General features: G+C 67.5%; 23 protein-coding genes. 11 read left to right on the top strand and 12 right to left on the bottom strand.

Going from position 1 to position 24,663, the window contains the following annotated elements; all coding sequences use genetic code 11:
* Window positions 1-2 precede the first annotated feature (2 nt).
* The 5 genes from VRZ77_RS17000 (at window position 3) to VRZ77_RS17020 (ending at window position 2,636) form a co-directional block, all read left to right on the top strand.
* A complete protein-coding gene (locus VRZ77_RS17000) occupies window positions 3-374 on the top strand; it encodes a phage tail protein (protein WP_414593798.1) in 372 nt (123 codons plus the stop codon).
* The gene (locus tag VRZ77_RS17005; protein WP_414593799.1) at window positions 371-604 is read left to right on the top strand and encodes a tail protein X; all 234 of its coding nucleotides are present in this window, start codon (window positions 371-373) and stop codon (window positions 602-604) included. Before VRZ77_RS17000 ends, VRZ77_RS17005 begins: the two co-directional genes overlap by 4 nt.
* Complete coding sequence (locus tag VRZ77_RS17010; RefSeq protein WP_414593800.1) at window positions 601-1,617, top strand: hypothetical protein; 1,017 nt, start codon at window positions 601-603, stop codon at window positions 1,615-1,617. Before VRZ77_RS17005 ends, VRZ77_RS17010 begins: the two co-directional genes overlap by 4 nt.
* 132 nt (window positions 1,618-1,749) lie before the next feature.
* A complete protein-coding gene (locus tag VRZ77_RS17015) occupies window positions 1,750-1,941 on the top strand; it encodes a Com family DNA-binding transcriptional regulator (RefSeq protein ID WP_414593801.1) in 192 nt (63 codons plus the stop codon).
* Window positions 1,917-2,636, top strand: coding sequence for a DNA-methyltransferase (locus VRZ77_RS17020; protein ID WP_414593802.1), 720 nt, complete (start codon window positions 1,917-1,919; stop codon window positions 2,634-2,636). The genes VRZ77_RS17015 and VRZ77_RS17020 overlap by 25 nt, the downstream gene beginning before the upstream one ends.
* A gap of 274 nt (window positions 2,637-2,910) precedes the next feature.
* Here the strand turns inward: VRZ77_RS17020 and lexA are convergent, their stop codons facing one another.
* Window positions 2,911-3,606: a transcriptional repressor LexA gene (lexA, locus tag VRZ77_RS17025; protein WP_241618823.1), complete on the bottom strand. Its 696-nt coding sequence runs from the start codon at window positions 3,604-3,606 to the stop codon at window positions 2,911-2,913.
* Window positions 3,607-3,843: 237 nt separating this feature from the next.
* Here lexA and atzF point away from each other — a divergent pair, with 237 nt between their 5' ends.
* Window positions 3,844-5,670, top strand: a complete 1,827-nt coding sequence (gene atzF / locus VRZ77_RS17030; RefSeq protein WP_414593803.1) for an allophanate hydrolase — start codon at window positions 3,844-3,846, stop codon at window positions 5,668-5,670.
* 44 nt (window positions 5,671-5,714) lie between these two features.
* Here atzF and VRZ77_RS17035 read toward each other — a convergent pair whose 3' ends face one another.
* The 9 genes from VRZ77_RS17035 to VRZ77_RS17075 all read right to left on the bottom strand — a co-directional run bounded on the left by VRZ77_RS17035 (window position 5,715) and on the right by VRZ77_RS17075 (window position 14,804).
* Window positions 5,715-6,443: a GntR family transcriptional regulator gene (locus VRZ77_RS17035; RefSeq protein WP_414593804.1), complete on the bottom strand. Its 729-nt coding sequence runs from the start codon at window positions 6,441-6,443 to the stop codon at window positions 5,715-5,717.
* 71 nt (window positions 6,444-6,514) lie between these two features.
* Window positions 6,515-6,913 (bottom strand): oxalurate catabolism protein HpxZ, encoded by a 399-nt coding sequence (hpxZ, locus tag VRZ77_RS17040; protein WP_414593805.1) that lies wholly within the window; start codon window positions 6,911-6,913, stop codon window positions 6,515-6,517.
* Window positions 6,914-7,000: 87 nt separating this feature from the next.
* Window positions 7,001-8,242, bottom strand: coding sequence for a gephyrin-like molybdotransferase Glp (gene glp, locus VRZ77_RS17045; RefSeq protein WP_414593806.1), 1,242 nt, complete (start codon window positions 8,240-8,242; stop codon window positions 7,001-7,003).
* Between the two features lie 4 nt (window positions 8,243-8,246).
* Window positions 8,247-8,735 (bottom strand): cyclic pyranopterin monophosphate synthase MoaC, encoded by a 489-nt coding sequence (gene moaC / locus VRZ77_RS17050; RefSeq protein ID WP_414593807.1) that lies wholly within the window; start codon window positions 8,733-8,735, stop codon window positions 8,247-8,249.
* 3 nt (window positions 8,736-8,738) lie between these two features.
* On the bottom strand, window positions 8,739-9,554 hold the full coding sequence (trpC, locus tag VRZ77_RS17055) for an indole-3-glycerol phosphate synthase TrpC (RefSeq protein ID WP_414593808.1): 816 nt from the start codon (window positions 9,552-9,554) through the stop codon (window positions 8,739-8,741).
* 10 nt (window positions 9,555-9,564) lie between these two features.
* Window positions 9,565-10,590, bottom strand: coding sequence for an anthranilate phosphoribosyltransferase (trpD, locus tag VRZ77_RS17060; RefSeq protein ID WP_414593809.1), 1,026 nt, complete (start codon window positions 10,588-10,590; stop codon window positions 9,565-9,567).
* 17 nt (window positions 10,591-10,607) lie between these two features.
* Window positions 10,608-11,216 (bottom strand): anthranilate synthase component II, encoded by a 609-nt coding sequence (locus tag VRZ77_RS17065; RefSeq protein WP_414593810.1) that lies wholly within the window; start codon window positions 11,214-11,216, stop codon window positions 10,608-10,610.
* Between the two features lie 157 nt (window positions 11,217-11,373).
* Entirely contained in the window at window positions 11,374-12,888 is a 1,515-nt protein-coding gene (gene trpE, locus VRZ77_RS17070; protein WP_414593811.1) for an anthranilate synthase component I, read from the bottom strand.
* A gap of 11 nt (window positions 12,889-12,899) precedes the next feature.
* Window positions 12,900-14,804: a SurA N-terminal domain-containing protein gene (locus VRZ77_RS17075; RefSeq protein WP_414593812.1), complete on the bottom strand. Its 1,905-nt coding sequence runs from the start codon at window positions 14,802-14,804 to the stop codon at window positions 12,900-12,902.
* 181 nt (window positions 14,805-14,985) lie between these two features.
* On the opposite strand from VRZ77_RS17075, the gene tpiA reads away from it, so the two are divergent.
* Complete coding sequence (tpiA, locus tag VRZ77_RS17080) at window positions 14,986-15,735, top strand: triose-phosphate isomerase (RefSeq protein WP_414593813.1); 750 nt, start codon at window positions 14,986-14,988, stop codon at window positions 15,733-15,735.
* Here the strand turns inward: tpiA and VRZ77_RS17085 are convergent.
* A complete protein-coding gene (locus VRZ77_RS17085; protein WP_414593814.1) occupies window positions 15,726-16,808 on the bottom strand; it encodes a helix-turn-helix transcriptional regulator in 1,083 nt (360 codons plus the stop codon). The two genes, tpiA and VRZ77_RS17085, sit on opposite strands and share 10 nt — an antisense overlap.
* A gap of 274 nt (window positions 16,809-17,082) precedes the next feature.
* Between VRZ77_RS17085 and VRZ77_RS17090 the strand changes: the two genes are divergently transcribed.
* The 4 genes from VRZ77_RS17090 to VRZ77_RS17105 all read left to right on the top strand — a co-directional run bounded on the left by VRZ77_RS17090 (window position 17,083) and on the right by VRZ77_RS17105 (window position 21,640).
* Entirely contained in the window at window positions 17,083-18,216 is a 1,134-nt protein-coding gene (locus tag VRZ77_RS17090) for a hypothetical protein (RefSeq protein ID WP_414593815.1), read from the top strand.
* A gap of 204 nt (window positions 18,217-18,420) precedes the next feature.
* Window positions 18,421-18,807, top strand: coding sequence for a preprotein translocase subunit SecG (gene secG, locus VRZ77_RS17095; RefSeq protein ID WP_414593816.1), 387 nt, complete (start codon window positions 18,421-18,423; stop codon window positions 18,805-18,807).
* A gap of 117 nt (window positions 18,808-18,924) precedes the next feature.
* Window positions 18,925-20,553 (top strand): CTP synthase, encoded by a 1,629-nt coding sequence (locus tag VRZ77_RS17100; protein ID WP_414593817.1) that lies wholly within the window; start codon window positions 18,925-18,927, stop codon window positions 20,551-20,553.
* Between the two features lie 217 nt (window positions 20,554-20,770).
* The gene (locus VRZ77_RS17105; RefSeq protein WP_414593818.1) at window positions 20,771-21,640 is read left to right on the top strand and encodes a VOC family protein; all 870 of its coding nucleotides are present in this window, start codon (window positions 20,771-20,773) and stop codon (window positions 21,638-21,640) included.
* Between the two features lie 89 nt (window positions 21,641-21,729).
* Here VRZ77_RS17105 and VRZ77_RS17110 read toward each other — a convergent pair whose 3' ends face one another.
* Complete coding sequence (locus tag VRZ77_RS17110) at window positions 21,730-24,390, bottom strand: glycosyltransferase (protein ID WP_414593819.1); 2,661 nt, start codon at window positions 24,388-24,390, stop codon at window positions 21,730-21,732.
* Window positions 24,391-24,663 lie beyond the last annotated feature (273 nt).

The following is a 24,663-nucleotide window of genomic DNA, read 5'->3' on the forward strand; positions in this document are numbered from 1 at the left end:
GCATGGGTCTCATGTGCATCGGGCCGCACGTCTTCCGCCCTGTCGGGCTCAATGGCAAGGCGATGGAGTTCACCACCGAGGCGGTGGTGGCGGAATTCCCCCGCTGGGGCCTGCAAGACGGGGCGCAATGGCAGGGCATGCGTCGCTCGACCTTCGTCATCAGCGGCGTGCTGTTCCCGGATGCCGTAGGCGGCCTGCCCGACTATCAGGCGATCCGGGTCAGCCAGTTGATGGGGCTCGCCCTGCCCATGCTGACCATGGGTAGCGGCTTCGTGGCGAGCGTGCTCGGGAGCTACGTCGTCGAACGGGTGACCGATCTCTCGGAATATGACGGCCAGATGATCGGGTTCGATGTCGAGCTGAGGACCACATGAGCACGGTGGACCGCATCTATCGCGTGGCGCGCGACGGTGAGCGCCTGGACCGCATCGCGCGGGAGCAGCTCGGCACCGAAAAGGGCGGCACAGTCGAGGCCATCCTCGATCTCAATCCCGGCCTTGCGGCCAAGGGGCCGTTCTATCCTGCCGGCACGCGCATCAAGCTACCCCCGCGCGCCTCGGCCGAGCCGAAGCGCGCCAGCGTGCCGCGTATCTGGGGCGATTGATGCGCACGCCGATATTCCAGCTCTTCAAGGGCGGCGAAAACCTCATGTCGTCCATGGCGCCTTATTTCCTAGGCGCCTCGTTCACCGACGAGGTGGGATGGAAGAACGACGAGCTCACCGTCACGCTGAACGACTATCTGCGCCAGCTGCCGTTGCCGAAGAAGGACGATCTGATCTTCCCGTACGCTGGCTATGCGGAGAGCGGCGTCTTCCCGCTTGGCGCGTTCAAGGTGCAGGGCTGGCAAACCGGATGGGAGCCGGGCGCGGTCGAGGCCATGACCATGACGGCCCGTGCTGCCACCTATACCGGCCCGGTGAAGGCCGGCGGCGCCCAGCACTGGGATGACACCACGCTCGGCGCGATCCTGTCAGATACCGCCCGCGCTGCCGGTCTGACGCTGGCGATCGACCCGGCGCTGGCGGATATCGCAATCCCTTACGCACTGCGATGGGAGGCCAGCCCGATCGATTTCGCCATGCGGCTCGCCGCCGAATATGGCGGCGTCGGAAAACCCGCCGGCGAGAGGTTCTCGGTCGTGCGCCAGGGCGCCGGAACGGATGCGAAGGGCGCGGCACTACCTGTCATCCGCGTCAACCGGCTCGGCAGCGGCGGATGGAGCGTCGAGGGCGAGCCGCGACCCCAGCAAGGCACCGTGGCGGCCAGTTGGCATGATGCCGGCGGCGGGCGCCGCGAGAGCGCGCAACAGGCGACGGGCCGTCAGGGACCGACGCATAGCCTGATCCACCCACGGGCCACCGAAGCCGAGGCGGAAGCCGCGGCGGCAGCGCGGGCGCGTGAGCTCAACATGTTCACCGGCAGCGGCTTCTTCATCGCCGAGTTCGATCCCACCTTCTCTGCCGGTGCCATCGTCGTGGCCAGCGGCTACGGCGAGGGAGTCGACGGCCAGTGGCCCAGCGAGCGGATATCGACCGAATGGCGGAAGGGCGACGCGGTGATGAGCACGATCGACGTGACGCAGAAACCCGAGGGCGGAGAGGAGGAAGACGAGTGACGGGGTCCGGCTTTCGCCGGCGCGGGGCTTAGTTTGCGACCATGACCCGCGAGCAGTGCACAAACATGACCGCCACCCCGCCCCGTGCTCTGGCGAGCTGGGCCGAGGTGCAGCATGTGGACTTAAAATCGCGTGAAGGACATAAGATGCCGATGCGGCGCGCTGCTGTTTCGCGCCGATGCTGGCGCCCTCCGGGGCGCTGTCGAGATCAAGTGCCGCCGATGCGGCACGCTCAATTCGTTGAGGCCAATCGAGCCCACCACCGAGCGCCGCGAGCGTCAGTCCAATGGAGACGACGCATGCGGTATCACCGCGAAACAATAGGTCGCGCGACCCTCTATCTCGGCGACGCTCTGGAGATCCTATGCGAGCTTCAGCCTGGTTTCGGTGCTGTACTGACAGACCCGCCTTATTCCTCGGGCGGGGCCAGTCTTTCAGCCCGGACTCAGCCGCCCTCGGCCAAGTACCAGTCCAGCGAGCATCGCGGGCTTTATCCTGAATTCATGGGCGACACCCGTGACCAGCGTTCCTATCTCGCCTGGTCTGCGCTGTGGCTCGGTCGCGCGCGCGAACTAGTGCGGCCCGGCGGGATCTGCGCGACCTTCACGGACTGGCGGCAGCTTCCGGTCACCACCGACGCCATCCAGTGTGCCGGATGGATCTGGCGCGGTGTGGTGCCTTGGGACAAAACCGAACGGGGTCGGCCGCAGCAGGGCCGCTATCGCGCGCAGGCGGAATATGTGGTGTGGGGGACCAACGGCGCCCGGCCGCTCGCCGGCCCGGTGGCTCCAGGCGTGTTTCGGGTGCCGGTGCCAGCACAAAAGCACCACATTGCAGGAAAGCCCGTCGATCTGATGACTGGGCTTCTGAGCGTGATGGATGGCCCGGTGCTGGACCCGTTCATGGGCTCTGGCACGGTCGGCCTCGCCTGCGCGGAACGCAGCCTTGACTACGTGGGGATCGAGGTGAGCGAGGAATACTTCGAGATCGCCTGTCGACGGCTTCGTGAAGGGGGCTAGAATGGCGCTTCAAGCGCTGACATCTGATCCTTCGCAGACTGACATTCGATTTTTCGCGCTACAGGAGAATACCCCCGCACATTAAGGGCTCTGGAACTAGATAGCGGGAGCGCTTTCGCTTCGATGAGATCAGCCAGCAGATCGGCCAGTTCTCCAACCGACGACCTTTGTGCACGACCTCCACAGCCACATCCGGCGACGCCCACTGGCATACGGCGTCAGCGGCGCGCCGCTTCCGGTAATCGGACGATCCCCGCGGCGCGGCCGCGAGGCGTCAGTAGCGGCGGAACAGGCCGACCAGCCGGCCCTGGATGCGCACGCGGTCCGGGCCGAAAATGCGAGTCTCATAGGCGGGATTGGCGGCTTCAAGCGCGATGGAGGCGCCCTTGCGGCGCAGCCGCTTCAGCGTGGCTTCCTCGTCGTCGATCAGTGCGACGACGATGTCGCCTGTATTGGCGCTGTCGCTCTTGCGGATCAGCGCGAGGTCGCCGTCGAGAATCCCGGCCTCGATCATCGAATCGCCGCGCACTTCCAGCGCGAAATGCTCGCCCGCCGAGAGCATTTCCGGGGGCATGGAAATGGTGTGGTCGCGCGACTGGATCGCGGAGATCGGCGTGCCGGCGGCGATGCGGCCCATCACCGGGATCGGGATCGGACGGCCGCCATCCTCTTCGTTCTGCGGAGGCACGCGGCCGAGGCTACCTTCGATCACGCTGGGGGCGAACTGGCGCGCGGCGGCGCGCGGCGCTTGCGTCGCCTCGGGCAGGCGGATCACCTCCAGAGCCCGTGCGCGGTTGGGAAGCCGGCGAATGAAGCCGCGCTCTTCCAGCGCCGTGATCAGACGATGGATGCCGGACTTTGACCTCAGATCCAGCGCTTCCTTCATCTCCTCGAAGGAGGGCGGCACGCCGGTTTCCTTCAGGCGCTCATTGATGAAGTGAAGCAGCTCATGCTGTTTGCGGGTGAGCATAGGGCATTCGTCTCTTGCGGGAGGGCGGCGCCGAAGCGGATCGAGTCAGCGAAACAAATCACGAACAAACCATATCCGTTCTTTTTGTGTTCTACAATGGGTAAACAAATCGCCAAGCCCGCCGCGATCGCCCGTTCTTTTCTGCCGAGAAACGAGGCAGAGGCGCCTAATGTATGCAATGGCTCTCGCCATGCTCAAGTGGTATGCAATTCCGAAAGTGTCGTGTCGGGGGCGCCATTGATCGCAACTGTCGAGGAAATCGTCGCGGCTCACCGCGCCGGAAAGCTCCATCCGTCGCAGACCGTGGCCGACTGTCTGGCGCGCATCGAGGCACATGGCGATCCCGCCATCTTCACCGCCATCAGCACGCCGCAGGCCATTTCCGCCGCGCTGAAGGCGCTGGAAGGGATCGATCCCGCCACGCTGCCGCTCTATGGCGTGCCGTTCGCGGTGAAGGACAACATCGACGTCGCCGGCCTGCCCACCACCTGCGCCTGCCCGGATTTCGCCTATGACGCCACGCACGATTCCGGCGCCGTCGCCCGGCTGCGGCGCGCCGGTGCGATCGTCATCGGCAAGACCAATCTCGATCAGTTCGCGACGGGCCTGAACGGCACCCGCTCGCCCTATGGCACGCCGGTGAACGCGATGCGTCCCGATCTGGTGCCCGGCGGGTCGTCCTCCGGCTCGGCTGTGGCGGTCGCGGCGGGGCTTGTGCCCTTCGCGCTCGGCACCGATACCGCCGGCTCTGGCCGCGTGCCGGCGGGGCTGAACAACATTGTGGGGCTGAAGCCGAGCCTCGGGCTGGTCTCGACCAATGGCGTGGTGCCGGCCTGCCGCTCGCTGGACTGCGTGTCGGTGTTCGCGCTCAGCGTCGAGGATGCGCTCGCCGTGCTCGCGGCCATGGCCGGGCCGGATGAGAACGACCCGTTCTCGCGCCCGCTGCCGCTCGGTCCGCGCGGCGCTTTTCCCGCCCGTCCGCGCCTTGCCGTGCCGCGGGTGCGCGACCGCGTGAACTTCGGCGACCGGGTATCGGAGGCGGCGTTCGAGCGCGCCATCGCGCGGATGACCGAACTCGGCGCCAGCATCGTCGAAATCGAGATGGAGCCGTTCCACGAAACCGCGCGGCTGCTCTATGAAGGCCCGTGGGTGGCCGAGCGCTTCGCCGCCGTCGGCTCCTTCCTCGAATCCCGGCCGAATTCCTTCGATCCGTCGGTGCGCACCATCGTCGAGCAGGGCCGGAACTTCTCGGCGGTCGACGCTTTTCGCGGCCGCTACCGCCTCGCCGAGCTGAAGGCGATCGCGGACAAGGTGCTGGCGGGATTCGACGCGCTCATGGTGCCGACCATGCCCACGGTCTACACCGTGGCGCAGATGCGCGCGGACCCGATCCGGCTCAACAGCCATCTCGGCGTCTACACCAATTTCGTGAATCTGCTCGACATGTGCGGCCTCGCCGTGCCGTCGGAAATCCGCGACGATGGTGCCCCGTATGGCATCACATTGCTGGCGCCGGCCGGGCGCGACGCGCATCTGGCGGCGCTGGGCTCGCGCTTTCATGCCGCGAGCGGGCTCACCATGGGTGCCACCGGGCGTGCCCTGCCGCCGGTCTCGCAGTCCCCGGCGCGGGCGGCTCCTGGCTTTCTGGAGCTCGCGCTGTTTGGCGCCCACCTTTCCGGCCTGCCGCTGAATGTTGATCTGCTCGCGGCCGGCGGCATGCTCGTGCGCCCTGCGCGCACCAGTGCCGACTACCGGCTCTATCTGCTGCCGGAAGGCCGCGTGCGGCGCCCGGGGCTGCTGCGCGGCCGGCCTGGCAGCGGCGCGCCGATCGATTGCGAGATCTGGGCGCTGCCGGCAGCCGCTTATGGCCGTTTCGTCGCGGCTATTCCCTCGCCGCTCGGGCTGGGAACGGTCGAGCTGGAGGATGGCGGGCAGGTGAAGGGCTTCGTGCTGGAGGCCGTCGCCGCCGGCTCCGCCCGGGATATCACCGCTTTCGGCGGCTGGAAGGCTTTCCTGGCGGACGAGGTCGCCAAGCGCAATGCCGCCAGTTATGCGCGAGGATGAGGGCGTTCGCCTGCGCGTTTAAAAGTAAAATATATCTAATGATATCAAATGGTTTGCGCGTATTGTTCATACGCGTCATGAACAATCGAGATGTGACTTCGCATCTCGCTTGAAGCCGAATCCCGGTCGCCGCGCTGGATTGCGGTGATCACGCGCTCATGCTCGGCATGCGACAGCGACAGGCGGCCCAGCGCGTGGAACTGGGCACGGCGGAACGGCGACAGCCGGCGCCGCGTGCCGAGCGTCAATTCCTCCAGATAATCGTTGTGGCTGCCGGAATAGATGCTGGTGTGGAAGGTCTCGTTGGCCTCGCGGTAGCGGGCGAAGTCGCCCTGGCGGACGAACTCGCCCATGCCGGCATGCAGCGCCGACAACTCGTGGCGCTCGGCCGGGGTCATGTGGAGCGCGCACAGGCCGGCGCACAGCGCTTCCAGTTCCGCCATGACATCGAACATGTGCTGAAGCCGGGCGACGCTTGGGCGCGCCACCACGGCGCCGCGATGCGGGCGGGTCTGCACCAGCCCGGAGGCGGCGAGTTCGCGGATCGCCTCACGGACAGGGGTGCGGGAGACGCCGAACCGGGCAGCGAGCGCGGTCTCGTCCAGCGTGGTGCCGGGCGGCAGCAGGCCGCGCGTGATGTCCTCGGCGATCTGCAGGCGTAGTTCCTCCGCGCGGGTGGGGCGCGTCTGCCGGGCACGGGCCGGCGCTTCGCGCGGCTCCGTGGAGCGCGGGGGCGTGGCTGCGGATCGGGTGCGGGCGGAGGAGGCGGGCATCGGGGCAATCTATCCGGCGCAGCGGGGGAATCGCTGCAACTATGACACGCCGGCTCCGCTACGGCATGACCTCACCGCGCGGCGGGCTGCGGCTCGTCGATGATGCTGACATGGGCGGCGACCACCTTCCAGCCCTCGGCAGTGCGCATCCAGGTCTGCATCTGCCGGCCGATTCGCCCCGGCGCGTTGTCGCGGCGGAACAGGGTGGAGGCCGTGGCCATGTCGTGGCCATAGGTCGTGATCACCGTGCGCTCCAGCGAGCGCTCCAGCCCGAAGGCGGACCGGGCGGCGCGGAAGGCGCGGATCGCCTCGATTCCATAGAGATTCTCGCCGCTGCCGTAGCGGATGGTGATCTGGCTGTCCCAGAACAGCGCGTCGAGGCCGTCGACATCGTTGGAAACGAGCGCCCGTTCATACGCGGCGAAGGCGGCTTCGACCTCGGCGCGAACTTCGGGAAGATTGATCTCCATCGCGTGCCCGGCTCCCTGGCGCTGTGCTGTTATGCCAGCACAACGCGGGTCGCGCGCAAGGTCAATCGGCAATTGCCGCAGTCCGCCTCAATCGTCGAGCGGCACGATCGCGCAGGGCTCTCCGGCTTTTGCGGCGGGAGCGTTGGGCGCGCGCACCAGCAGCGCGTCGGCGCGGGCGAGCACGCTCAGCATCGAACTGTCCTGCACGGGAAGCGGGCGCACGATCGGCCCGTTCGGCCCGCGCCCCACGATTTCCGCGCGCATGAAATCCATGCGATGGTCGTTGGCCTTGAGGTCGACGCCAAGTTCCGCGGGCTGTAGCGGCACCTCGGGGGCGACCTGTTCGCCCTGCAGTGCCCGCAACAACGGCAGGAGAAACAACACGGCGCAGACATGGGCCGAGACCGGGTTGCCCGGCAGGCCGAGCACCAGCGTCGTCGGCTCTCCGCCCGAGCGGCCGAACATCAGCGGCTTGCCCGGGCGAAGCGCGATCTTGTGCACGGCGAGCGTCACGCCCTCGGCCATCAGAGCCGGCGCCACCAGATCGTGGTCGCCCACGGAGGCGCCGCCGGTGGTGACCAGTACGTCGAAGCCGCCATCCAGCGCCGCGCGCATGCCGGCCTTGGTCGCTGCCATGTCGTCCGGCAATATGCCGAGATCCTCCGCCTCGCCGCCCGCGCAGCGGATCAAGGGCGTGAGGGCATAAAGATTGGAGACGATGACCTGATGGGCATCGGCGCCGGTGCCCGGCCGCACCAGCTCGTCGCCGGTGGAGATCAAGCCCACGCGGGGGCGCCGGTGCACCTCGACATCGGCGATGTCGGCGGCGGCAATGAGGGCGAGGTCGCGCGCGGTGAGCCGCTTTCCCGCCGGGACCACGATCTGGCCCGCCGCGAAATCGCCGCCGGCGCGGCGGATGTGGCGACCGGCGGTCGCCGCCTCGGTCATGGTGATGCGCGTTCCCTCGCGCGTGGTATCCTCCTGGATCACCACCGCGTCCGCACCCGTCGGCATTACCGCCCCGGTGAAGATGCGCACCGTGGTGCCCGGCGCGACCTCGCCCGCGAACGGGCGGCCGGCGGCGGATTCGCCGATCAGTTCCAGCGTCTCCGGAACGCGCGCAACATCGGAGGCGCGCACCGCATAGCCGTCCATCGCCGAGACATCGGCGCCGGGGCTGGTGCGGCGGGCGATCACCGGGGCGCTGGTGACGCGGCCATGGGCCTCTATCAGCGGGACGGTCTCACCGGGCAACGGCGCGGCGGCGGCGAGCAGGCGCGACAGCGCCTCGGTCACCGGCATCAGCGGCGAGGCGGGGGATCGGGCCATGGAGCTACTCCGCTTTCCAGTGGCCCGAGCGCCCACCGGCCTTCTCGACGACGCGGATGCCCTCGATCCGCATGCCGCGATCTACCGCCTTGGCCATGTCGTAAATGGTCAGGCACGCCACGGAGACGGCGGTCAGGGCTTCCATCTCCACCCCGGTCGGACCGCTGACGCGCACCGTGGCGGAAAGGCGCAGGCCGGGCAGGGCCGGGTCCGGCTCGATGTCCACGCTGACTTTCGAGAGCAGCAGCGGATGGCAGAGCGGGATCAGTTCATGGGTGCGCTTGGCGGCCATGATGCCGGCGAGGCGCGCCGTGCCGATCACATCGCCCTTCTTGGCGTTGCCGGAGAGGATCAGATCGAGCGTTTCGGCTTTCATCACCACGGCGCCCAGCGCGGTGGCGGTGCGGTCGGTCGCCGGCTTGTCGGTGACGTCGACCATGTTCGCGGCGCCGCTAGCGTCGAGATGCGAGAGCCGGGCGTTATCCTCGCCCATTTTTCAGCCCGCCGCGCGGATGGACGCGGGGCGGGAGAGCAGGGCGCGCGTCGCCTGCGCCACATCCGCCTGCCGCATCAGGCTCTCGCCGACGAGGATGGTGTCGATCCGCGCGCGGGCGAGCCGCACCACGTCGTCCGGCGTGAAGATGCCGCTCTCGCCGACGATCACCCGATCGGCGGGAATGCGCGGGGCGAGGCGCTCGCTGGTTTCCAACGAGACCTCGAAGGTGCGCAGGTTGCGGTTGTTGATGCCGATAAGCGTCGCCGGCAGGGCGAGCGCACGCTCCAGCTCGGGCTCGTCATGAACTTCGACCAGCGCATCCATGCCGAGACCATGGGCGGCCTCAATCAGATCGAGAGCCAACGCGTCATCGACCGCAGCCATGATCACGAGGATGCAGTCCGCACCCCAGGCGCGGGCTTCCTGCACCTGGTAGGTGTCGTAAAGGAAATCCTTGCGCAACGCCGGCAGCGCGCAGGCCGCACGGGCGGCGGTGAGGAATTCCGGCGCGCCCTGAAAGGACGGCGCATCGGTCAGCACCGACAGGCAGGCCGCCCCGCCGGCCTCATAGGCGCGGGCGAGCGACGGCGGGTCGAAATCGGCCCGGATCAAGCCCTTGGACGGACTGGCCTTCTTGATCTCGGCGATCAGTGCGGTGTTTTCGGCGGCGATCTTGGTCTGGATCGCCTTGAGAAAGCCGCGCGGGGCCGGCGCGTCGGCGGCGCGGGCCGCGATCTCGGCGGGGGACACCGCCCGCTTGGCGGCGGCGATTTCCTCGCGCTTATAGGCGCCGATCTTCTCCAGAATATCTGCCACCGGCCGCCTCCTATTCCGCGACCGCCAGCGCGGAGACCGCGACCAGACGGTTCAACGCGGCCTCGGCATGGCCGCTGGACAGGCTCGCGCGGGCGAGTTCCAGCCCTTCGCCGAGCTGCTCCGCCTTGCCGGCGACCACCAGAGCGGCGGCCGCATTCAGCAGCGAGACATCGGCATAGGCGCTCTTTTCGCCGGCCAGCACCGCGCGCAGCGCCGCCGCATTGGCCTCGCCATCCCCGCCGCGCAGGGCCGCCGCGTCGGCACGGGCGATGCCGAACTGTTCCGGTGCGATCTCGAAGGAGCGGATCGCGCCGTCCTTCAGCTCGGCGACATAGGTCGGGCCGGTGACGGTGATCTCGTCGAGCCCGTCCGAGCCATGCACGACCCAGGAACGCACCGAACCCAGCGTCTTCAGCACCTGCGCCAGTGGCTCGACCCAGTGGCGGGCGAACACGCCGACCATCTGCCGCTTCACGCCGGCCGGGTTGGAGAGCGGGCCGAGCAGGTTGAAGATCGTGCGGGTGCCGAGTTCCACCCGGCTCGGGCCGACATGCTTCATCGCCGGATGATGCGCGGGGGCGAACATGAAGCCGATGCCGGCTTCCGCGATGCAGCGGGAAATCTGTGCCGGGGTGAGGTCGATCTTCACCCCCAGCGCCATCAGCACATCCGCGGCGCCGGACTTGGAGGACAGCGCGCGGTTGCCGTGCTTGGCGACCGGCACGCCCGCGCCGGCCACGATGAAGGAGGCGCAGGTCGAGATGTTGTAGGAGCCCGAGGCATCGCCGCCGGTGCCCACCACATCGACCGCGTTCTCAGGCGCTTCCACGCGCAGCATTTTGGCGCGCATGGTGGAAACCGCGCCGGCGATCTCCTCGACATCCTCGCCGCGCACGCGCAGGCCCATGAGCACGGCGCCGATCTGCGAGGGCGTCGCCTCGCCCGACATCATGACGTCGAAGGCGAAGGCGGCCTCCGTGCGGGTCAGCGTGGAGCCGGCGGCGAGCTTGGCGATGATGGATTTCAGGTTTTCCATGAGGCTGTGCAATCCCGTCAGGCGGCGCGGGCCCGGCGCGGACCGGCGTTCCAGTCGCGCGCAAGGTCGAGGAAGTTCTTCAGGATCGTCTTGCCATGTTCCGAGGCGATGCTCTCGGGGTGGAACTGCACCCCGTGCACCGGCAGTTCCTTGTGCGAGAGGCCCATGATCAGGCCGTCATCGGTCTCGGCGGTGACGGCGAGCGCATCGGGCAGGGTTTTGCGGTCGACCACCAGCGAGTGGTAGCGCGTCGCCTTGAACGGGCCGTTGATGCCGCGGAACACGCCCTCGCCGCGATGCTTCACCTCGGCGAGCTTGCCATGGATCGGCAGCGGCGCGCGGATGACGTCGCCGCCGAACACCTGTCCGATCGCCTGATGGCCGAGGCAGACGCCGAACACCGGCACGCCGTCGCCGGCGGCGCGGGTGATGAGGTCGAGGCAGATGCCGGCCTCGTTGGGCGTGGCCGGACCGGGGGAGATGACGATGGCCTCGGGCTTCATCGCCAGCGCCTCGTCCACGGTGAGCGCATCGTTGCGGCGGACCTCCACCTCGACGCCAAGGCCGCCGAGATAGTGGACGAGGTTCCAGGTGAAGCTGTCGTAATTGTCGACCAGAAGGATCATGACGGTTCCGTTCGAGCGGAGAGCTTCCCTGCGCCTGTGGCGTTTCTCAAAGGTGCAGAAGCTCTAGGGTGTGAACCGGCGCCGGGTCAAGCCGGGCCGGGCGGCAATGGCGGTTATCGTCCGCCACGCCATCGCTCGAAACGAAGCCCCGCCATCATCACTGTCCCCGTCCTGCCCGCGCGGCGAACCGCACCGCTTCCTCGCCGGCGCGGAACAGGGCTTTGGCCTTGTTCACGCATTCCTGCAACTCGCTCTCCGGCACGGAATCATAGACGATGCCGGCGCCGGCCTGAACATGCATCTTGCCGTCCTTCACCACGGCGGTGCGCAGCACGATGCAGGTGTCCATCTCGCCGTCGGCGCCGAAATAGCCGATGGCGCCGGCATAGATGCCGCGCTTGTCGCGCTCCAGCTCGTCGATGATCTCCATCGCCCGCACTTTTGGCGCACCCGAGACGGTGCCCGCGGGAAAGCCGGCGGCGAGCGCGTCCAGCGCGTCGCGGCGCGGGTCCAGCGTACCCTCGACATTGGAAACGATGTGCATCACCTGGCTGTAGCGCTCGATGAAGAAGCTGTCGGTAACATGCACCGACCCGATCGAGGCGACGCGGCCGACATCGTTGCGCCCGAGATCGAGCAGCATCAGATGCTCGGCGCGCTCCTTGGGGTCGGCCAGCAATTCGTCCTCAAGCGCCTTGTCGTCATGGGGCGTGGCGCCGCGCGGGCGGGTGCCGGCGATCGGGCGGATGGTGACGGTGTTGTCGCGCAGCCGGACCAGGATTTCCGGCGAGGAGCACACCAGCGAGAAACCGCCGAAGTTGAAATAGACCAGGAACGGCGCCGGGTTGATCCGCCGCAGCGCCCGGTAGAGCGAGAACGGCGGCAGGGTGAACGGCGCGTCGAAGCGCTGCGAGAGCACCACCTGGAAGATATCGCCTGCGCGAATATACTCCTTCGCCCGCTCCACCATGGCGAGGTACTGCGCCGGCTCGGTGTTGGACAGCGGCGCCACGTCCTGATGGAAGGCGTCCCCGGTCGGCAGGTTCGGCAGCGCGCTGTCGAGCGCGGCGGTCACGCGTTCGATGCGCTCCATGGCGGATTCATAGGCCGCGCCGGCACTGACGCCCGGCTGCGGGCGCACCGGCGTGACCACGGTCAGCTCGTCGCGCACCGCATCGAACACCACCATCACGGTCGGGCGGAAGAAGATCGCGTCCGGCACGCCGAGCAGATCGGCCTTCGGCTCCGGCAGGCGCTCCATCTGGCGCACCATGTCGTAGCCGAGATAGCCGAAGATGCCGGCCGCCATCGGCGGCGAGCCCGCGGGCAGCGCGATGCGCGATTCAGCCACTAGCTTGCGCAGCGAAACCAGCGGCGCCTCGGGGCAGGGCTCGAAACTGTCGGGGGCATGGGCGGCGTGGCGGTTGATCTCCGCCGCATTGCCCCGGCAGCGCCAGATCAGGTCCGGCTCGATGCCGATCATCGAGTAGCGCCCGCGCGTGGCGCCGCCCTCGACCGATTCCAGCAGGAAGCTGTTGGGCCGCTCGCCGGCGATCTTGAGGAAGGCCGAGACCGGCGTCTCAAGATCGGCGACCAGAACGGAAGAGACCACTTGCGGCTCGCCGCGCTCATAGAGCGCGGTGAAGGCCGCGATATCCGGGGTAACGCTCATCGGTCGGGGTCTCAGTTCACCGCTTCGCCGCCGCCGACGATCTGGTCGAGCGCCGCGCGGTTCACGCGGGCGCCGAGATCGTTTTGCAGCCGGACCAGATATTCGGTCATCAGGTCGTTTTCCATGCTCTGGCGGATGTCGGAGAGCAGCTTGTCGTTGACGCTGGCGCCGGCGGGAATCGTGCTGCGCACGAGCTGGAACAGCACGCGGCTGTCGCCGCCATCGGTGAGCGCGAAGGAAACCTTGCCCGGCGCGGCGTCGAACACGCTCGCCAGCACTTCCTGCGGCAGGCCGTCGGCGGCGCGGCTGCGGGTCAGGCCGTTGGCGGTGCGCATTTCCAGCCCCGCCTCGGTGACGGCCTGATCGAACGGCGTGCCGGCCTCGATCTTCTTGGTCAGCTCCTCGACGCGCGCGTCGAGCGCCTTAGCGGTCTCGTCCTGCTTCCAGCGCTCCAGCACCTGGGCGCGGGCCTCCTCGAAGGTGCGGTCGCGCGGCGGGGTGATGGCCTCGACCTCGTACCAGACATAGCCGCCGCCCTGGCCGGCGCTCTGCGGGATCTGGATCGGATCGTTCTCGCCGCCGACATCGCTGGCGAAGGCGCCCCGCAGCACCTCGGCCTGGCCGGGGAAGCTGGCGACGGGCGAGCCATCGGCCGTGCGGCCCTGGGCATCGACATCGATCTGCTGGACCGTGAGGTTCAGGCGCGAGGCGACCTCGGAGAGCTGGGCACCGCTGGCGCGCTCGTCCTCAATCTTGTCATAGCTCGCGAGCAGCGCGCGGCGGGCGCCGTCGACCTGAAGCGCGGCACGGATCACCGGCGCGACCTCCGCGAGCGGCTGCGTGGTGCCGGGCGTCACCGCGCCGACATGCACGATCACCGGGCCGAAGCGGCCGGCGACCACGCCCGAGGTGCTGTCGGGCGCCAGCGCGAAGGCGGCATCGGCGATGGCCTTGTCGAAGATGTCGGCGCGGGTCACGTCGCCGAGGTCGATGTCCTTGGCTTCCAGCTTGCGCTCGGCCGCGATGTCCGCGAAGGGCGTGCCGGCGGCGATGCGGTCGGCGGCCGCCTTGGCCTCTTCCTCATTGGGGAACACGATCTGCTGCACCACGCGCTTCTCCGGCGTGCCGTAGCTGGCGAGATTGGCCTGATAGGCCGCCTCGACATCGGCGTCCGACACCTGCTGCGCCTCGGCCAGAGCCTGCGGGGTGAGGGCGAGCACGGCGATCTTGCGGAACTCCGGCGCCTTGAACGCCACCTTGCGCGCCTCGAAGAAGCTGCGCAGTTCCTCCTCGGTCGGCTCGGGCAGGGCAGGGAGGCCGGCAGCGGTCAGCACCGCGTAGTTCACCGAGCGCTGTTCGTTCTCGAAGCGCGCGGCGGCGTCCCTGATGACCTGCGGCAATTCGATGCCGCCGCCGAGCGACTGGATGAGCTGCTGGCGCAGCGCGAGCCGGCGCTCGGATTCGACGAAGCGCGCCTCTGTGAAGTTGTTCGAACGCAGCAGCTGGTTGAAATAGGCCGGGTCGAACGAGCCGGACGGCCCGAAGAAGGCCGGGTTCTGGTGCACGCGGCGCACGATCTCGTCGGTGGAGAGCGCGAGGCCCATGGTGCCGGCCATGTCGTCGAGGGCGGCCTCGGCAAGGCGTTCATTGAGAATCTGGTCGGGAATGCCCAGCGCGCGGGCCTGATCGGGCGTCAGGCCGCGTTTGATCTGCTGGCTGATCTGCTGCATCCGGTCCTGATAGAGCTGCCGGAATTCCGGGACGGTGATCTCGGTCGAGCCGATGGTCGCCAGCGTCTGACTGCCGAAGCCGCGGAACACATCCGCGATGCCCCACACCGCAAAGCTGAGGATGAGGAGCGTCATGAGGATCTTGGCGACGATACCGGAAGCGCGACTGCGCAGGGTCTGCAGCATTTCGTTTCTCGTTGGGCATTAGGCGCAGGTCCGGCCCCGGGAGCGGGGTCGGCTCGCGAAAGGCGCGCATCATAGGGATGCCTCCCGTGTGCCGCAACGCCACACGTTGCATCATTTGCGCGCGTAAAAAACCTCTGTTACGCGGGGTCATCCGATGTTTCACGAGCGAGATGACACGCCGATGCCCCGTCCCCTCATTGCCGGCAACTGGAAGATGAACGGTCTCAAGGGGGCCGTCGCCGAGTTCGGGCGGATGATGGAGGGCTATGACCGCAAGATGCGGGCGCGGGTCGACCTGCTGATCTGTCCGCCCGCTACGCTGCTGGCGACGCTCCCCGTGGTGGCACTGGGCTCGCGGATCGCGATCGGCGCGCAGGACTGCCACGCCAAGGCGAGCGGCGCCCATACCGGCGACATTTCCGCCGAGATGATAGCCGATACCGGCGCGACCTTCGTCATCGTCGGCCATTCCGAGCGCCGCGCCGACCATGGCGAGACCGACGCGGTGGTGCGCGCCAAGGCGGAGGCCGCGCGCCGGGCCGGGCTGATCGCCATCGTCTGCGTCGGCGAGACCGAGGCCGAGCGCCGCGCCGGCGTCGCGCTCGACGTGGTGCGCGCGCAGCTCGCCGGATCGATTCCCGACGGGGCGACCGGCGCGGATCTGGTGGTGGCCTATGAGCCGGTATGGGCGATCGGCACCGGGCTCATTCCGACCATGGCCGATATCGCCGAGATGCACGCCACCATGCGCGCTGAGCTGCTCGCCCGCTTCGGGGCGGAAGGCGCGGGCATCCGGCTGCTCTATGGCGGCTCGGTGAAGCCGGACAATGCCGGCGAGATCCTGGCGGTGCTGGATGTCGACGGCGCTCTCGTCGGCGGCGCGAGCCTCCAGGCGGAAGCTTTCCTCGATATCGCCCGCACCTATTCCTGAGCGGGCGGGCGCAGCCCGTGCAGCAGCGCGAGCAATTCGCCCTGGCTGTGGGTTCCGGTCTTGTGGAACACCGATTTCAGATGGTGACGCACGGTATCCGGTGAGGTCCCCGTGCTTTCCGCCGCGCCGCCGACGCCCGCGCCCTGCAGCAGATGGACGACCACGCGCGATTCGGCCGGCGTGAGGTCGAACAGGCCGGAGAGCATGCGTGAGCTGACCGGCTTTCCAGCGGCGGGCGGGGTGAGGATCATCAGCCACTGTGCGGCCGCGAACAGGTCGCGGCCATGGCCGGCGATCGGCGACAGGTGGACGATCAGGGGCGGCGCGTCGGTGCTGGCGCGGTGCGGGAAACTGCCGCCGCGCATCTGCGGCGCGTCGAGCGTGGATTGGAACAGCCGGTCGGCGTCCCGGTCCTGAAACCGGAGCCGGCCGGGCAGGTCGACCAGCCGGGCGCCGGCCTGCGCCTCGAACACCGCATTCGCATCGATCAGCCGGCCGTTGGCGCCAAGCGTCGCCGCCGGCAGGCCGAGGCTTTCCAGCGTCGACAGCGTGACGGCGTGGCGCTCGCTGGACAGGCGCGCGGAAATCAGCGAGGCGCGCGCCAGATGCGGCCGCAGCCGGGTCAGCTCCGCCATGCGGGCGCGTTCGATCGGTCCGCGTTCATAGGGACGGTGGATCGAGACGATCGCCATATCCGCGCTGCCGCCCTCGATCATGGTGCCGGCGCCCCAGGCCATGCCGTTCGGCCGCAGGAACTCGCGGTAATAGGGCAGCGTCTCGATCTCCTCGGGCGAGAACAGGTCGTCGTCGCATTTGAATGCGGGCTCGGGGTAGGTGATGACGTGCGTGCCTTGCGGGTTGCGCTCCATCCAGCGCTCGCGCAGGAACACCTCCAGGCCCGGCCGCATCGCGTCGTTGCACACCCAGCGCTGCACCCGCGCGCCATCGGTGGTGAACATCAGCGCCTTGTCGCATTCGACCACCGCCGCCATCCGGTCGAGCGTGGTCGGCCACAGCTCAGGCAGCGCGGCGCTCTCATAGATGGCGGCGATCAACTCGTCGGCGGGGGTCATGCGGGTGTCTCGAAGGATTGGAATCGATCGGAGGCTGGTGCGGCGGGCGTTGTGACCCAACGGGCAAATGCAAGTTCCGTGCTGTTCCACGGTGCGTGGATTCGCGCTTGTGGCAAGAGTGCCACAGTTTCGAGCGATCGCTGCCGGGAATTGCAACCTACCCAAGGTGAGGGATGCGTCGGCCCCCGGCGCTGCGGACATTGATGGTGGGGCGTGCCACCTGAATCACCCGTGTGTTCAGGGGGGCGCGCAAGGGGAATATGCGGGGGCTAATATGAGTTTCGCCAAAGTCGCCAAATCCATGGCCGCCGACTGCCGGCGCCTGACCGGCGCCGGTATGGTGTTGGCCATGCTGAGCCTGACCGGCGGCGTGACTGCCAGCGCAGCGGTATTGGACGCGCCGGATCGCGTGCAGATGAGCGCGCAGGTGATGAGTGCGCTGGTGCCTCGGGGCTCAGTTGATGCGCTCCATAGCGGCAATATCGGCGGGGTGTTTGCGGCATACTCGCGCCTGATCGCGAACCCGCCGGACGGCGTTCAACCCGGCTTCGCGACCGTCGTATTTTCGGGTCTCGTCGCGCACTTTATTGACGGTGGCCTCGATGAGGTCCGTTACGGGGTCAACACACGCAATGATGTGGAGGTCCGCGCGAATGAGGCTCTGGAGCGGTTGAACGCGATAAAACTGGTTGTCGCTGAAATTGGGGAAGGGCCCGCCCGTAGCGGAGTGATGGTGGCGCTGGGCGTGGCTTTCGCCAGTTTGCAGAGAAACACCGAGGCGGTGACGCGAAGTCGAAACCAACTGCTTGCCGCTCGTTCCGTCCCACTTAAAAAAGATAAGGATGGCCGCTTCTATATTGAGGAGTCCTTCGTCTCAGGCTCAAGCATTGCTGATGGTCACTTCAATTTCGACCAGATTCCGAAAGGAGAAGGTCCTGACGCTGAACGACGTTATCCGACGCCCGAGCAGATCGAGGCCATAGGTGAGTACAATGAGATGATCCGAGAAAGTATGTATAGGAACGATCAACTTGGGACCGCTCGTCTGGATTTGATGGGTGACTTTCTCGAAGACAGTGGTTTCTTGGACGACACTGCGTTCAGAAAATCCTATGAGTATCTGCTCCAAAAGACCCGACCGGGAGCCGGAAATGGCTGGCAGTCCGGATATATCTCGAGCGATGACGATCTCATCACCGAGGCACTCTCGGCGGGACTGGGGATGCCACTGACATCCTTCATGACCCGGGACCAGAAGCGACTCTATGAAGACGAGCAGGCCGCGCAGCAGGCGCTGGCCGCGCTGCAGCGCCAGGGCGAGGAGCAGCTTGGCAATCCCAAGAACCCCCTGACGCGGGTGGGACCGCCATGTACGCCTACCCCCAGCCCGAACGCCCCCTGTCTATGACATGCCAATGTTTCCACAAGGCGCGGCTCTGGCGCGGCGCGGTTTTCGACCTATTTGAAAGCGCGAGGGCGGGGCGGTTGCCGGCTCCGCCTCTTGTGCTGGCAAAGTCGGGCGCGATCGTGTAGGAACGCGCCGAACGTTGCGGTGGAGGGCCGGACCGAAAGGTTGGGCCCGGCGCCGCTTTGGGTTTTTTGAAGGCGTCCCATGCAGACCGTATTGATTGTCGTCCACCTGATGGTGGTACTGGCGCTGATCGGCGTCGTGCTGATCCAGCGCTCCGAAGGCGGTGGCCTCGGCATTGGCGGCGGTGGTGGCGGCGGCGCAGGTGGCGGCTTCTTCTCGGCCCGCGGCACCGCGAACGCGCTGACCCGCGCGACCGCGATTCTCGCCGGCCTGTTCTTCCTCACCAGCCTCTCGCTCACCGTGGTGGCGGGCTGGGGCCGTGGCCCGGCGACGATCTTCAACGCGCCGACCACGCTGCCTTCCGGCGCTCCGGCGCCCGCGCCCGGCGGCACGGTGCTCGACCAGCTTCAGGGCGCCCAGCCGGCTCCCACGGCGCCGGCCGGCCCGCAGGTCCCGCAGTCCCAGTAAGACCCTTCCGCGGCTGTGAGGTCGCGGTCGGCTTTTTCCACGTTTCCACAGGCGAGGGGCCGAACTTTACGGCGGCCTCTCGTCGAATCGCGTTTTTGCAGCTAGAAACCCAATTCCATGGCGCGCTATATCTTCATCACCGGCGGCGTCGTGTCCTCGCTTGGCAAGGGCCTCGCTTCCGCCGCCCTCGGCGCGCTGTTGCAGGCTCGTGGCTACAAGACGCGGCTGCGTAAGCTCGACCCCTACCTCAACGTCGATCCGGGCACGATGAGCCCGTATCAGCACGGTGAGGTGTTCGTCACCGACGACGGCGCCGAGACCGATCTCGATCTTGGCCATTATGAGCGCTTCACCGGGCGACCGGCCACCAAGGCCGACAACATCACCACCGGGCGCATCTATCAGGACATTCTCACCAAGGAGCGGCGCGGCGACTATCTCGGCGCCACCATCCAGGTGATTCCGCACGTCACCAACGCCATCAAGGAATTCGTGCTCTCGGGTAACGAGGGCTATGATTTCGTGCTGGTGGAGATCGGCGGCACGGTGGGCGACATCGAGGCGATGCCGTTCCTGGAGGCGATCCGCCAGATCGGCAACGACCTGCCGCGCAAGCACTGCATCTATGTGCACCTGACGCTGCTGCCCTACATCCCCTCGGCCGGCGAGCTGAAGACCAAGCCGACCCAGCACTCGGTCAAGGAACTGCGGGCGCTCGGCATCCAGCCGGACATTCTGATGTGCCGCACCGACCGGGAAATCCCCCGCGAGGAGCGCCGCAAGCTCGGCCTGTTCTGCAATGTCCGCGAGAGCGCGGTGATCGAGGCGCGCGACGCCGACAACATCTACGCCGTACCCTCGGCCTATCACGAGGCCGGTCTCGACGGTGAGGTTCTGGCGGCATTCGGCATCGAGCCGGCGCCCGAGCCAGACCTGACGCGCTGGAAGAAGGTGGAAGCGGGCATCCGCAATCCGGAAGGCGCCGTCACCATCGCCATCGTCGGCAAGTACACCGGCATGAAGGACGCCTACAAGTCGCTCATCGAGGCGCTGGCCCATGGCGGGCTCGCCAATAATGTGCGCGTCAATCTCGACTGGATCGAGAGCGAGATCTTCGAGCGCGAGGACCCCGCGCCGTTCCTTGAGCACGTCCACGGCATCCTGGTGCCCGGCGGCTTCGGCCAGCGTGGCGCCGAAGGCAAGATTCGCGCGGCACAGTTTGCGCGTGAGCGCCGCGTGCCCTATTTCGGCATCTGCTTCGGCATGCAGATGGCGGTGATCGAGGCGACGCGGAACCTCGCCGGCGTCGAGGCGGCGAACTCCACCGAGTTCGGCGCGACCGGCGAGCCGGTGGTCGGCCTGCTGACCGAATGGCTGCGCGGCAATGAGCTGGAAAAGCGCGGCTTGAACGGCGATCTCGGCGGCACCATGCGCCTTGGCGCCTATCCCGCCGCGTTGACCCCGGCGAGCCGGGTGTCGGAGATTTACGGCTCGACCGAGATATCCGAGCGCCACCGCCATCGCTACGAGGTCAACATGGCCTATCGCGACCGGCTGGAAGCCTGCGGTATGCGCTTCTCCGGCCTCTCACCGGACGGGCTGCTGCCGGAGATCATCGAATATCCGGATCACCCATGGTTCGTCGGCGTGCAGTTCCATCCCGAGCTGAAGTCGCGCCCGTTCGAGCCGCACCCGCTGTTCGCGTCCTTCATCGGCGCGGCGGCGGTGCAGAGCCGGCTGTTCTGACGCGCGCCGATCCTCGGAACGCGCTCTCCGTCATCCCGGCCGACGCGCCGGGATCGCTTCCCGATATTTGACGCGATCCCGCACCGGTCTCCGGCCACCGGGATGACGACCGCCGGGACACGCCTGTCCACAGATCGCTGCCGGGTGGCAATCGGGGCTGGATTCCCCCATCCGCCCCGTGCTCTCCTGCCGATATCGTCTCGTCAGGAGTAAGCCCATGCCCCGCGGTCTCGACCATGTCGTCCATGTCGTCCGGGACCTCGAAGCCGCCGGCGAGCTTTACGACATGCTCGGCTTCACCGTGGGCGCGCGCAATCGCCATCCCTGGGGCACGCATAACCGGCTGGTGCAGACGCCGGGCTTCTTTGTCGAGCTGCTGGAGATCGCCGAGCCCGAGGCGATTCCCCCTGCCTCAGAAGGCGTGTTCTCCTTCGGCGCCTTCAACCAGGATTTCCTCGCCACCGCCGGTCAAGGGCTTTCGATGCTGGTGCTGGAAGGCGTCGAGCCAGCCGCGGACAAGCTGGAGTTCGATGCCGCCGGCTATGGCGGGTTCGAGACCTTCGATTTCGCGCGGCAGGGCAAGCGGCCGGACGGCTCGGATGTCGAGGTCGCATTCACGCTGGCCTTCGCGCGCGATCCGGAGTCGCCCCATGCCGGCTTCTTCACCTGCCGGCAGCGCTTCCCGGACAATTTCTGGTCGCCGGACCTGCAGCGCCATATGAACGGCACGACCTCGATCGCCGGGGTGGTGCTGGTCGCGGCGGATCCGGCGAGCCATCTCGATTTCCTCGCCACCTTTCTCGATGTGCCGTTCCGCCGCGCGGTGGACGGCTGGCACATCGCGCAAACGCCGCGCGGGGCGGTCGACCTGATGAGCCCGGATATCTACACGCAGCGCTTCGGCGTCGCCGCCCCGGCCGATCAGGGCCTGCGCCTCGCCGCGCTGCGCTTCGCGGTCGCCGACATCACCAAGGCGCGGCGGCGCGTGGCGTCGAGCCGCATGTCGGCCGAGGAGATCGAGGGCATCATCGTGATCGGTCCCAAGGCCGCGCTCGGCGCCGCGCTGGTGTTCGAGGCGGCGGACTGAAGCGTCTCCCGTCGCGAGAAAACAAAAAAGGCCCGGAATGACTTCCGGGCCTTTTTTCATGTGGTTTGTCGCGATGGTGCGCGGCGCCCTCAGGGCGTCACCTTCTCCACCGTGACCCGCGCGGTCTGCTGGGCCGCACGGCCGGGCAGCAGAGCCAGGGCGCGGGCACGCAGGCTGGCCCAGGTCTCGAGGGCGTTCAGGCTGGAGCCTTCCAGCCAGCCGATCAGCGCGGCGGCGAGGAAGGGCAGGCTCTGGATCGCCAGGGCGAAGGCGAACAGGTCGACTTCGACCACCGCGTGCCAGTTGGTCATGCGCAGGCCGATGGCGGCCAGCATCAGGCCGACGCCGATCACGGTCTCCGGCAGCGCCGGGAAGGCGCGGGCCGCGCCGGCGAGCCAGGAGCCCTTGGCGGTGCGGGCGAAGGCGAGGTCCTTGTAGCGGAACCCGTCATAGACCGCCTTGGCGACGGTGAACTGCACCGCCATGGCCGCGATCGCCGCGCCGATCATCCGCACAGGGGTGGTGGCGACGCGCAGGCGGTACAGCGCGCAGAAGTGCAGCACATAGATGCCGAAGCAGAACAGGATCGGCACGGTGAGGATGCGCTGCGGCACCGCGATGCCGAAGCCGAGCACGAAGGGCACCCAGGCGAGGCTGAGGATCGCCACCAGCGCGCCCACGCTCTCCGAGCCGAGCCAGCTCACCCAGCCGATGCCGAATTCGCGGCGCTGCGCCGGGGTGAGGCGGGTGCCGCCATTCGGCAGCATCCGGTGCCAGTGCTTCTTCACGATCTGCATGCCGCCATAGGCCCAACGGTGGCGCTGCTTCTTGAACGAGGCGAAGTCGTCCGGCAGCAGGCCCCAGCCATAGCGGGTGTTGGTGTAGTGGCTCTTCCAGCCGCGCTCGACGATCGAGAGGCCCAGATCGGTGTCCTCGCAGATGGTGTCGCTCGACCAGTCGCCGGCCTCGACCATGGCGGCGCGGCGGATCAGGCACATGGTGCCGTGAACGACGATGGCGTCGTGCTCGTTGCGCTGGACCATGCCAATGTCGAAGAAGCCGGCATATTCGGTATTCATCGCCTCGTGCATGAGGCTCTTATTGGCGTCGCGATGGTCCTGCGGCGCCTGCACGATGCCGACGGTCGGGTCCTCGAAGGTCGGCACGAGGTCGCGCAGCCAGTTCGGGTCGACCATGTAGTCGGCATCGATCACGCCGATGATCTCGGCGTCCGGCGCGGTCTTCTCCATGGCGACGCGCAGCGCGCCGGCCTTGAAGCCCTCGATTTTGGGGAGGTTGATGAACTTGAAGCGCTCGCCGAGTTGCTCGCAATAGGCCTCGATCGGCTCCCAGAACGCCGGGTCGGGCGTGTTGTTGATGATGACCAGGCACTCGAAGTTCGGCCAGTTCAGCCGCGCCACGCTGTCGAGCGTGAGCTTCAGCATCTCCGGCGGCTCCTTATAGGCCGGGATGTGGATCGAGACCTTCGGGGTGCGCGCCGGCATCACATCGCCCTTGGCGCCGTCATTGCGCAGCAGGCGGCGCGGGGCGTGGCCGAAGGCGATGGTGGCCAGCTCCTCGACCCGGTACAGCATGACCACGACCAGCGGTACCAGCAGCACGATGCTGGCGATAAAGGTCACGACATTGCCGCCGACGATGTAGTGGGTGATCCAGTGATCGGCGACAGTCGCGATCCAGGCGCCGACCAGGCTTGCCGCGCCCATCATCACCAGCGCCTGCGTCATGGTGAGACGCGCGAAGCGGAACACCGGCAGCGAGAAGGCGATGCCGAGCAGCAGCGCGATCGCCGCCGTTGCGGTGTAGGTGGAGGGCGTAAGCGGGCCGGATAGCGGGAACTTCAGCTCGCGATTGGCATCGAGCAGGCCCCAGTACTGGCCGACGCTGCCTTCGAAGCTCTTCCACGGCGCATCGAACGCCTCGATGATGTTGTAGTCGATGCCGAGCGCATCGGCGCGCGCGACGAAATTGCGGATGATCTGGCCCTGTTCCAGCTCGCCGGGCACCGCGTCGTCGCGGTTGTAGCCCTGGCTCGGCCAGCCGAACTCGGCGATCACGATGCGCTTCCCGGGATAGGTGGCGCGGAGGCGGTCATAGATGGCGATGGTATGGTCGACCACCTGCTGCGGCGTCACGCCTTCCCAATAGGGCAGCATGTGCGCGGCGATGTAGTCGACGGCGGAGACCAGCTCGGGATGCGCCAGCCATACGTCCCAGGTCTCACCCGTGGTGACCGGTACGTTGGTCTCGCGCTTCACGCGGCGAATGGTCTCGATCAGCTGCTCGGGCGTACGCTCGGCGCGCAAGATCGACTCGTTGCCGACCACGATGCCGACGACGTTGGAATTTTTCTTCGCCGCCTCGACCGCGTTGGTGATCTCGCGCTCGTTACGCGCCTCGTCCTCGTCGAGCCAGGCGCCGACTGTGACCTTCAGGCCGTCCTCGCCCGCGAGGCGCGCGACATGCTCCAGGCCGCCGGTCGAGGCATAGGTACGCACCGCCTTGGTGTAGGGGGCGACCGCATCGACGTCGGCACGGATCTGCGCTTCCGTGGTCGGCTCGCCCTTGTCCGGGTTGGCATCGCGGCCATAGGGCGCGAAGGACATGCTGGCGAGGCGGTCGGAAATGCCGGGAGCGGTCACCTCCTCGCGCATTGCCAGCCACATGAAGGCATGCACGGACGTGACCACCGCAAGAGCAGCGGCAGCGACACGAACAGCGGGACGCATGGAACTAACCCACGGATGGAGTGAGGTAACGGGTGACATATAGTACAATTTTAACGCGGTTGCAGCATGTCCTGCGCCGCATCGCGATATTTCCGATGTGATTCGGCGCAAGCCTTTTACGGCGGGGCAACGCGACAGGACGGAATATGGTTCCGCACTGTGGCAGGGCCGTGTCGCCGCCGCGGCTCGGCCATGATTTCATTGCGCTGCAAACGCCTTGCGGATGAATGCTCGTTCATCCGGCGAAACCGACGCTGGGCGCTTGCCTCACTG

This window comes from Ancylobacter sp. G4_0304, assembly GCF_047501495.1.
GTDB lineage: Bacteria > Pseudomonadota > Alphaproteobacteria > Rhizobiales > Xanthobacteraceae > Ancylobacter.

Coding starts and splice junctions, on each gene's coding strand:
- VRZ77_RS17000 (WP_414593798.1), top strand. CDS start 3: ATGGGTCTCATGTGCATCGGGCCGCACGTCTTCCGCCCTGTCGGGCTC.
- VRZ77_RS17005 (WP_414593799.1), top strand. CDS start 371: ATGAGCACGGTGGACCGCATCTATCGCGTGGCGCGCGACGGTGAGCGC.
- VRZ77_RS17020 (WP_414593802.1), top strand. CDS start 1,917: ATGCGGTATCACCGCGAAACAATAGGTCGCGCGACCCTCTATCTCGGC.
- lexA (WP_241618823.1), bottom strand. CDS start 3,606: ATGCTCACCCGCAAACAGCATGAGCTGCTTCACTTCATCAATGAGCGC.
- VRZ77_RS17035 (WP_414593804.1), bottom strand. CDS start 6,443: ATGCCCGCCTCCTCCGCCCGCACCCGATCCGCAGCCACGCCCCCGCGC.
- hpxZ (WP_414593805.1), bottom strand. CDS start 6,913: ATGGAGATCAATCTTCCCGAAGTTCGCGCCGAGGTCGAAGCCGCCTTC.
- glp (WP_414593806.1), bottom strand. CDS start 8,242: ATGGCCCGATCCCCCGCCTCGCCGCTGATGCCGGTGACCGAGGCGCTG.
- moaC (WP_414593807.1), bottom strand. CDS start 8,735: ATGGGCGAGGATAACGCCCGGCTCTCGCATCTCGACGCTAGCGGCGCC.
- trpD (WP_414593809.1), bottom strand. CDS start 10,590: ATGGAAAACCTGAAATCCATCATCGCCAAGCTCGCCGCCGGCTCCACG.
- VRZ77_RS17065 (WP_414593810.1), bottom strand. CDS start 11,216: ATGATCCTTCTGGTCGACAATTACGACAGCTTCACCTGGAACCTCGTC.
- trpE (WP_414593811.1), bottom strand. CDS start 12,888: ATGAGCGTTACCCCGGATATCGCGGCCTTCACCGCGCTCTATGAGCGC.
- VRZ77_RS17075 (WP_414593812.1), bottom strand. CDS start 14,804: ATGCTGCAGACCCTGCGCAGTCGCGCTTCCGGTATCGTCGCCAAGATC.
- tpiA (WP_414593813.1), top strand. CDS start 14,986: ATGCCCCGTCCCCTCATTGCCGGCAACTGGAAGATGAACGGTCTCAAG.
- VRZ77_RS17085 (WP_414593814.1), bottom strand. CDS start 16,808: ATGACCCCCGCCGACGAGTTGATCGCCGCCATCTATGAGAGCGCCGCG.
- VRZ77_RS17090 (WP_414593815.1), top strand. CDS start 17,083: ATGAGTTTCGCCAAAGTCGCCAAATCCATGGCCGCCGACTGCCGGCGC.
- secG (WP_414593816.1), top strand. CDS start 18,421: ATGCAGACCGTATTGATTGTCGTCCACCTGATGGTGGTACTGGCGCTG.
- VRZ77_RS17100 (WP_414593817.1), top strand. CDS start 18,925: ATGGCGCGCTATATCTTCATCACCGGCGGCGTCGTGTCCTCGCTTGGC.
- VRZ77_RS17105 (WP_414593818.1), top strand. CDS start 20,771: ATGCCCCGCGGTCTCGACCATGTCGTCCATGTCGTCCGGGACCTCGAA.
- VRZ77_RS17110 (WP_414593819.1), bottom strand. CDS start 24,390: ATGCGTCCCGCTGTTCGTGTCGCTGCCGCTGCTCTTGCGGTGGTCACG.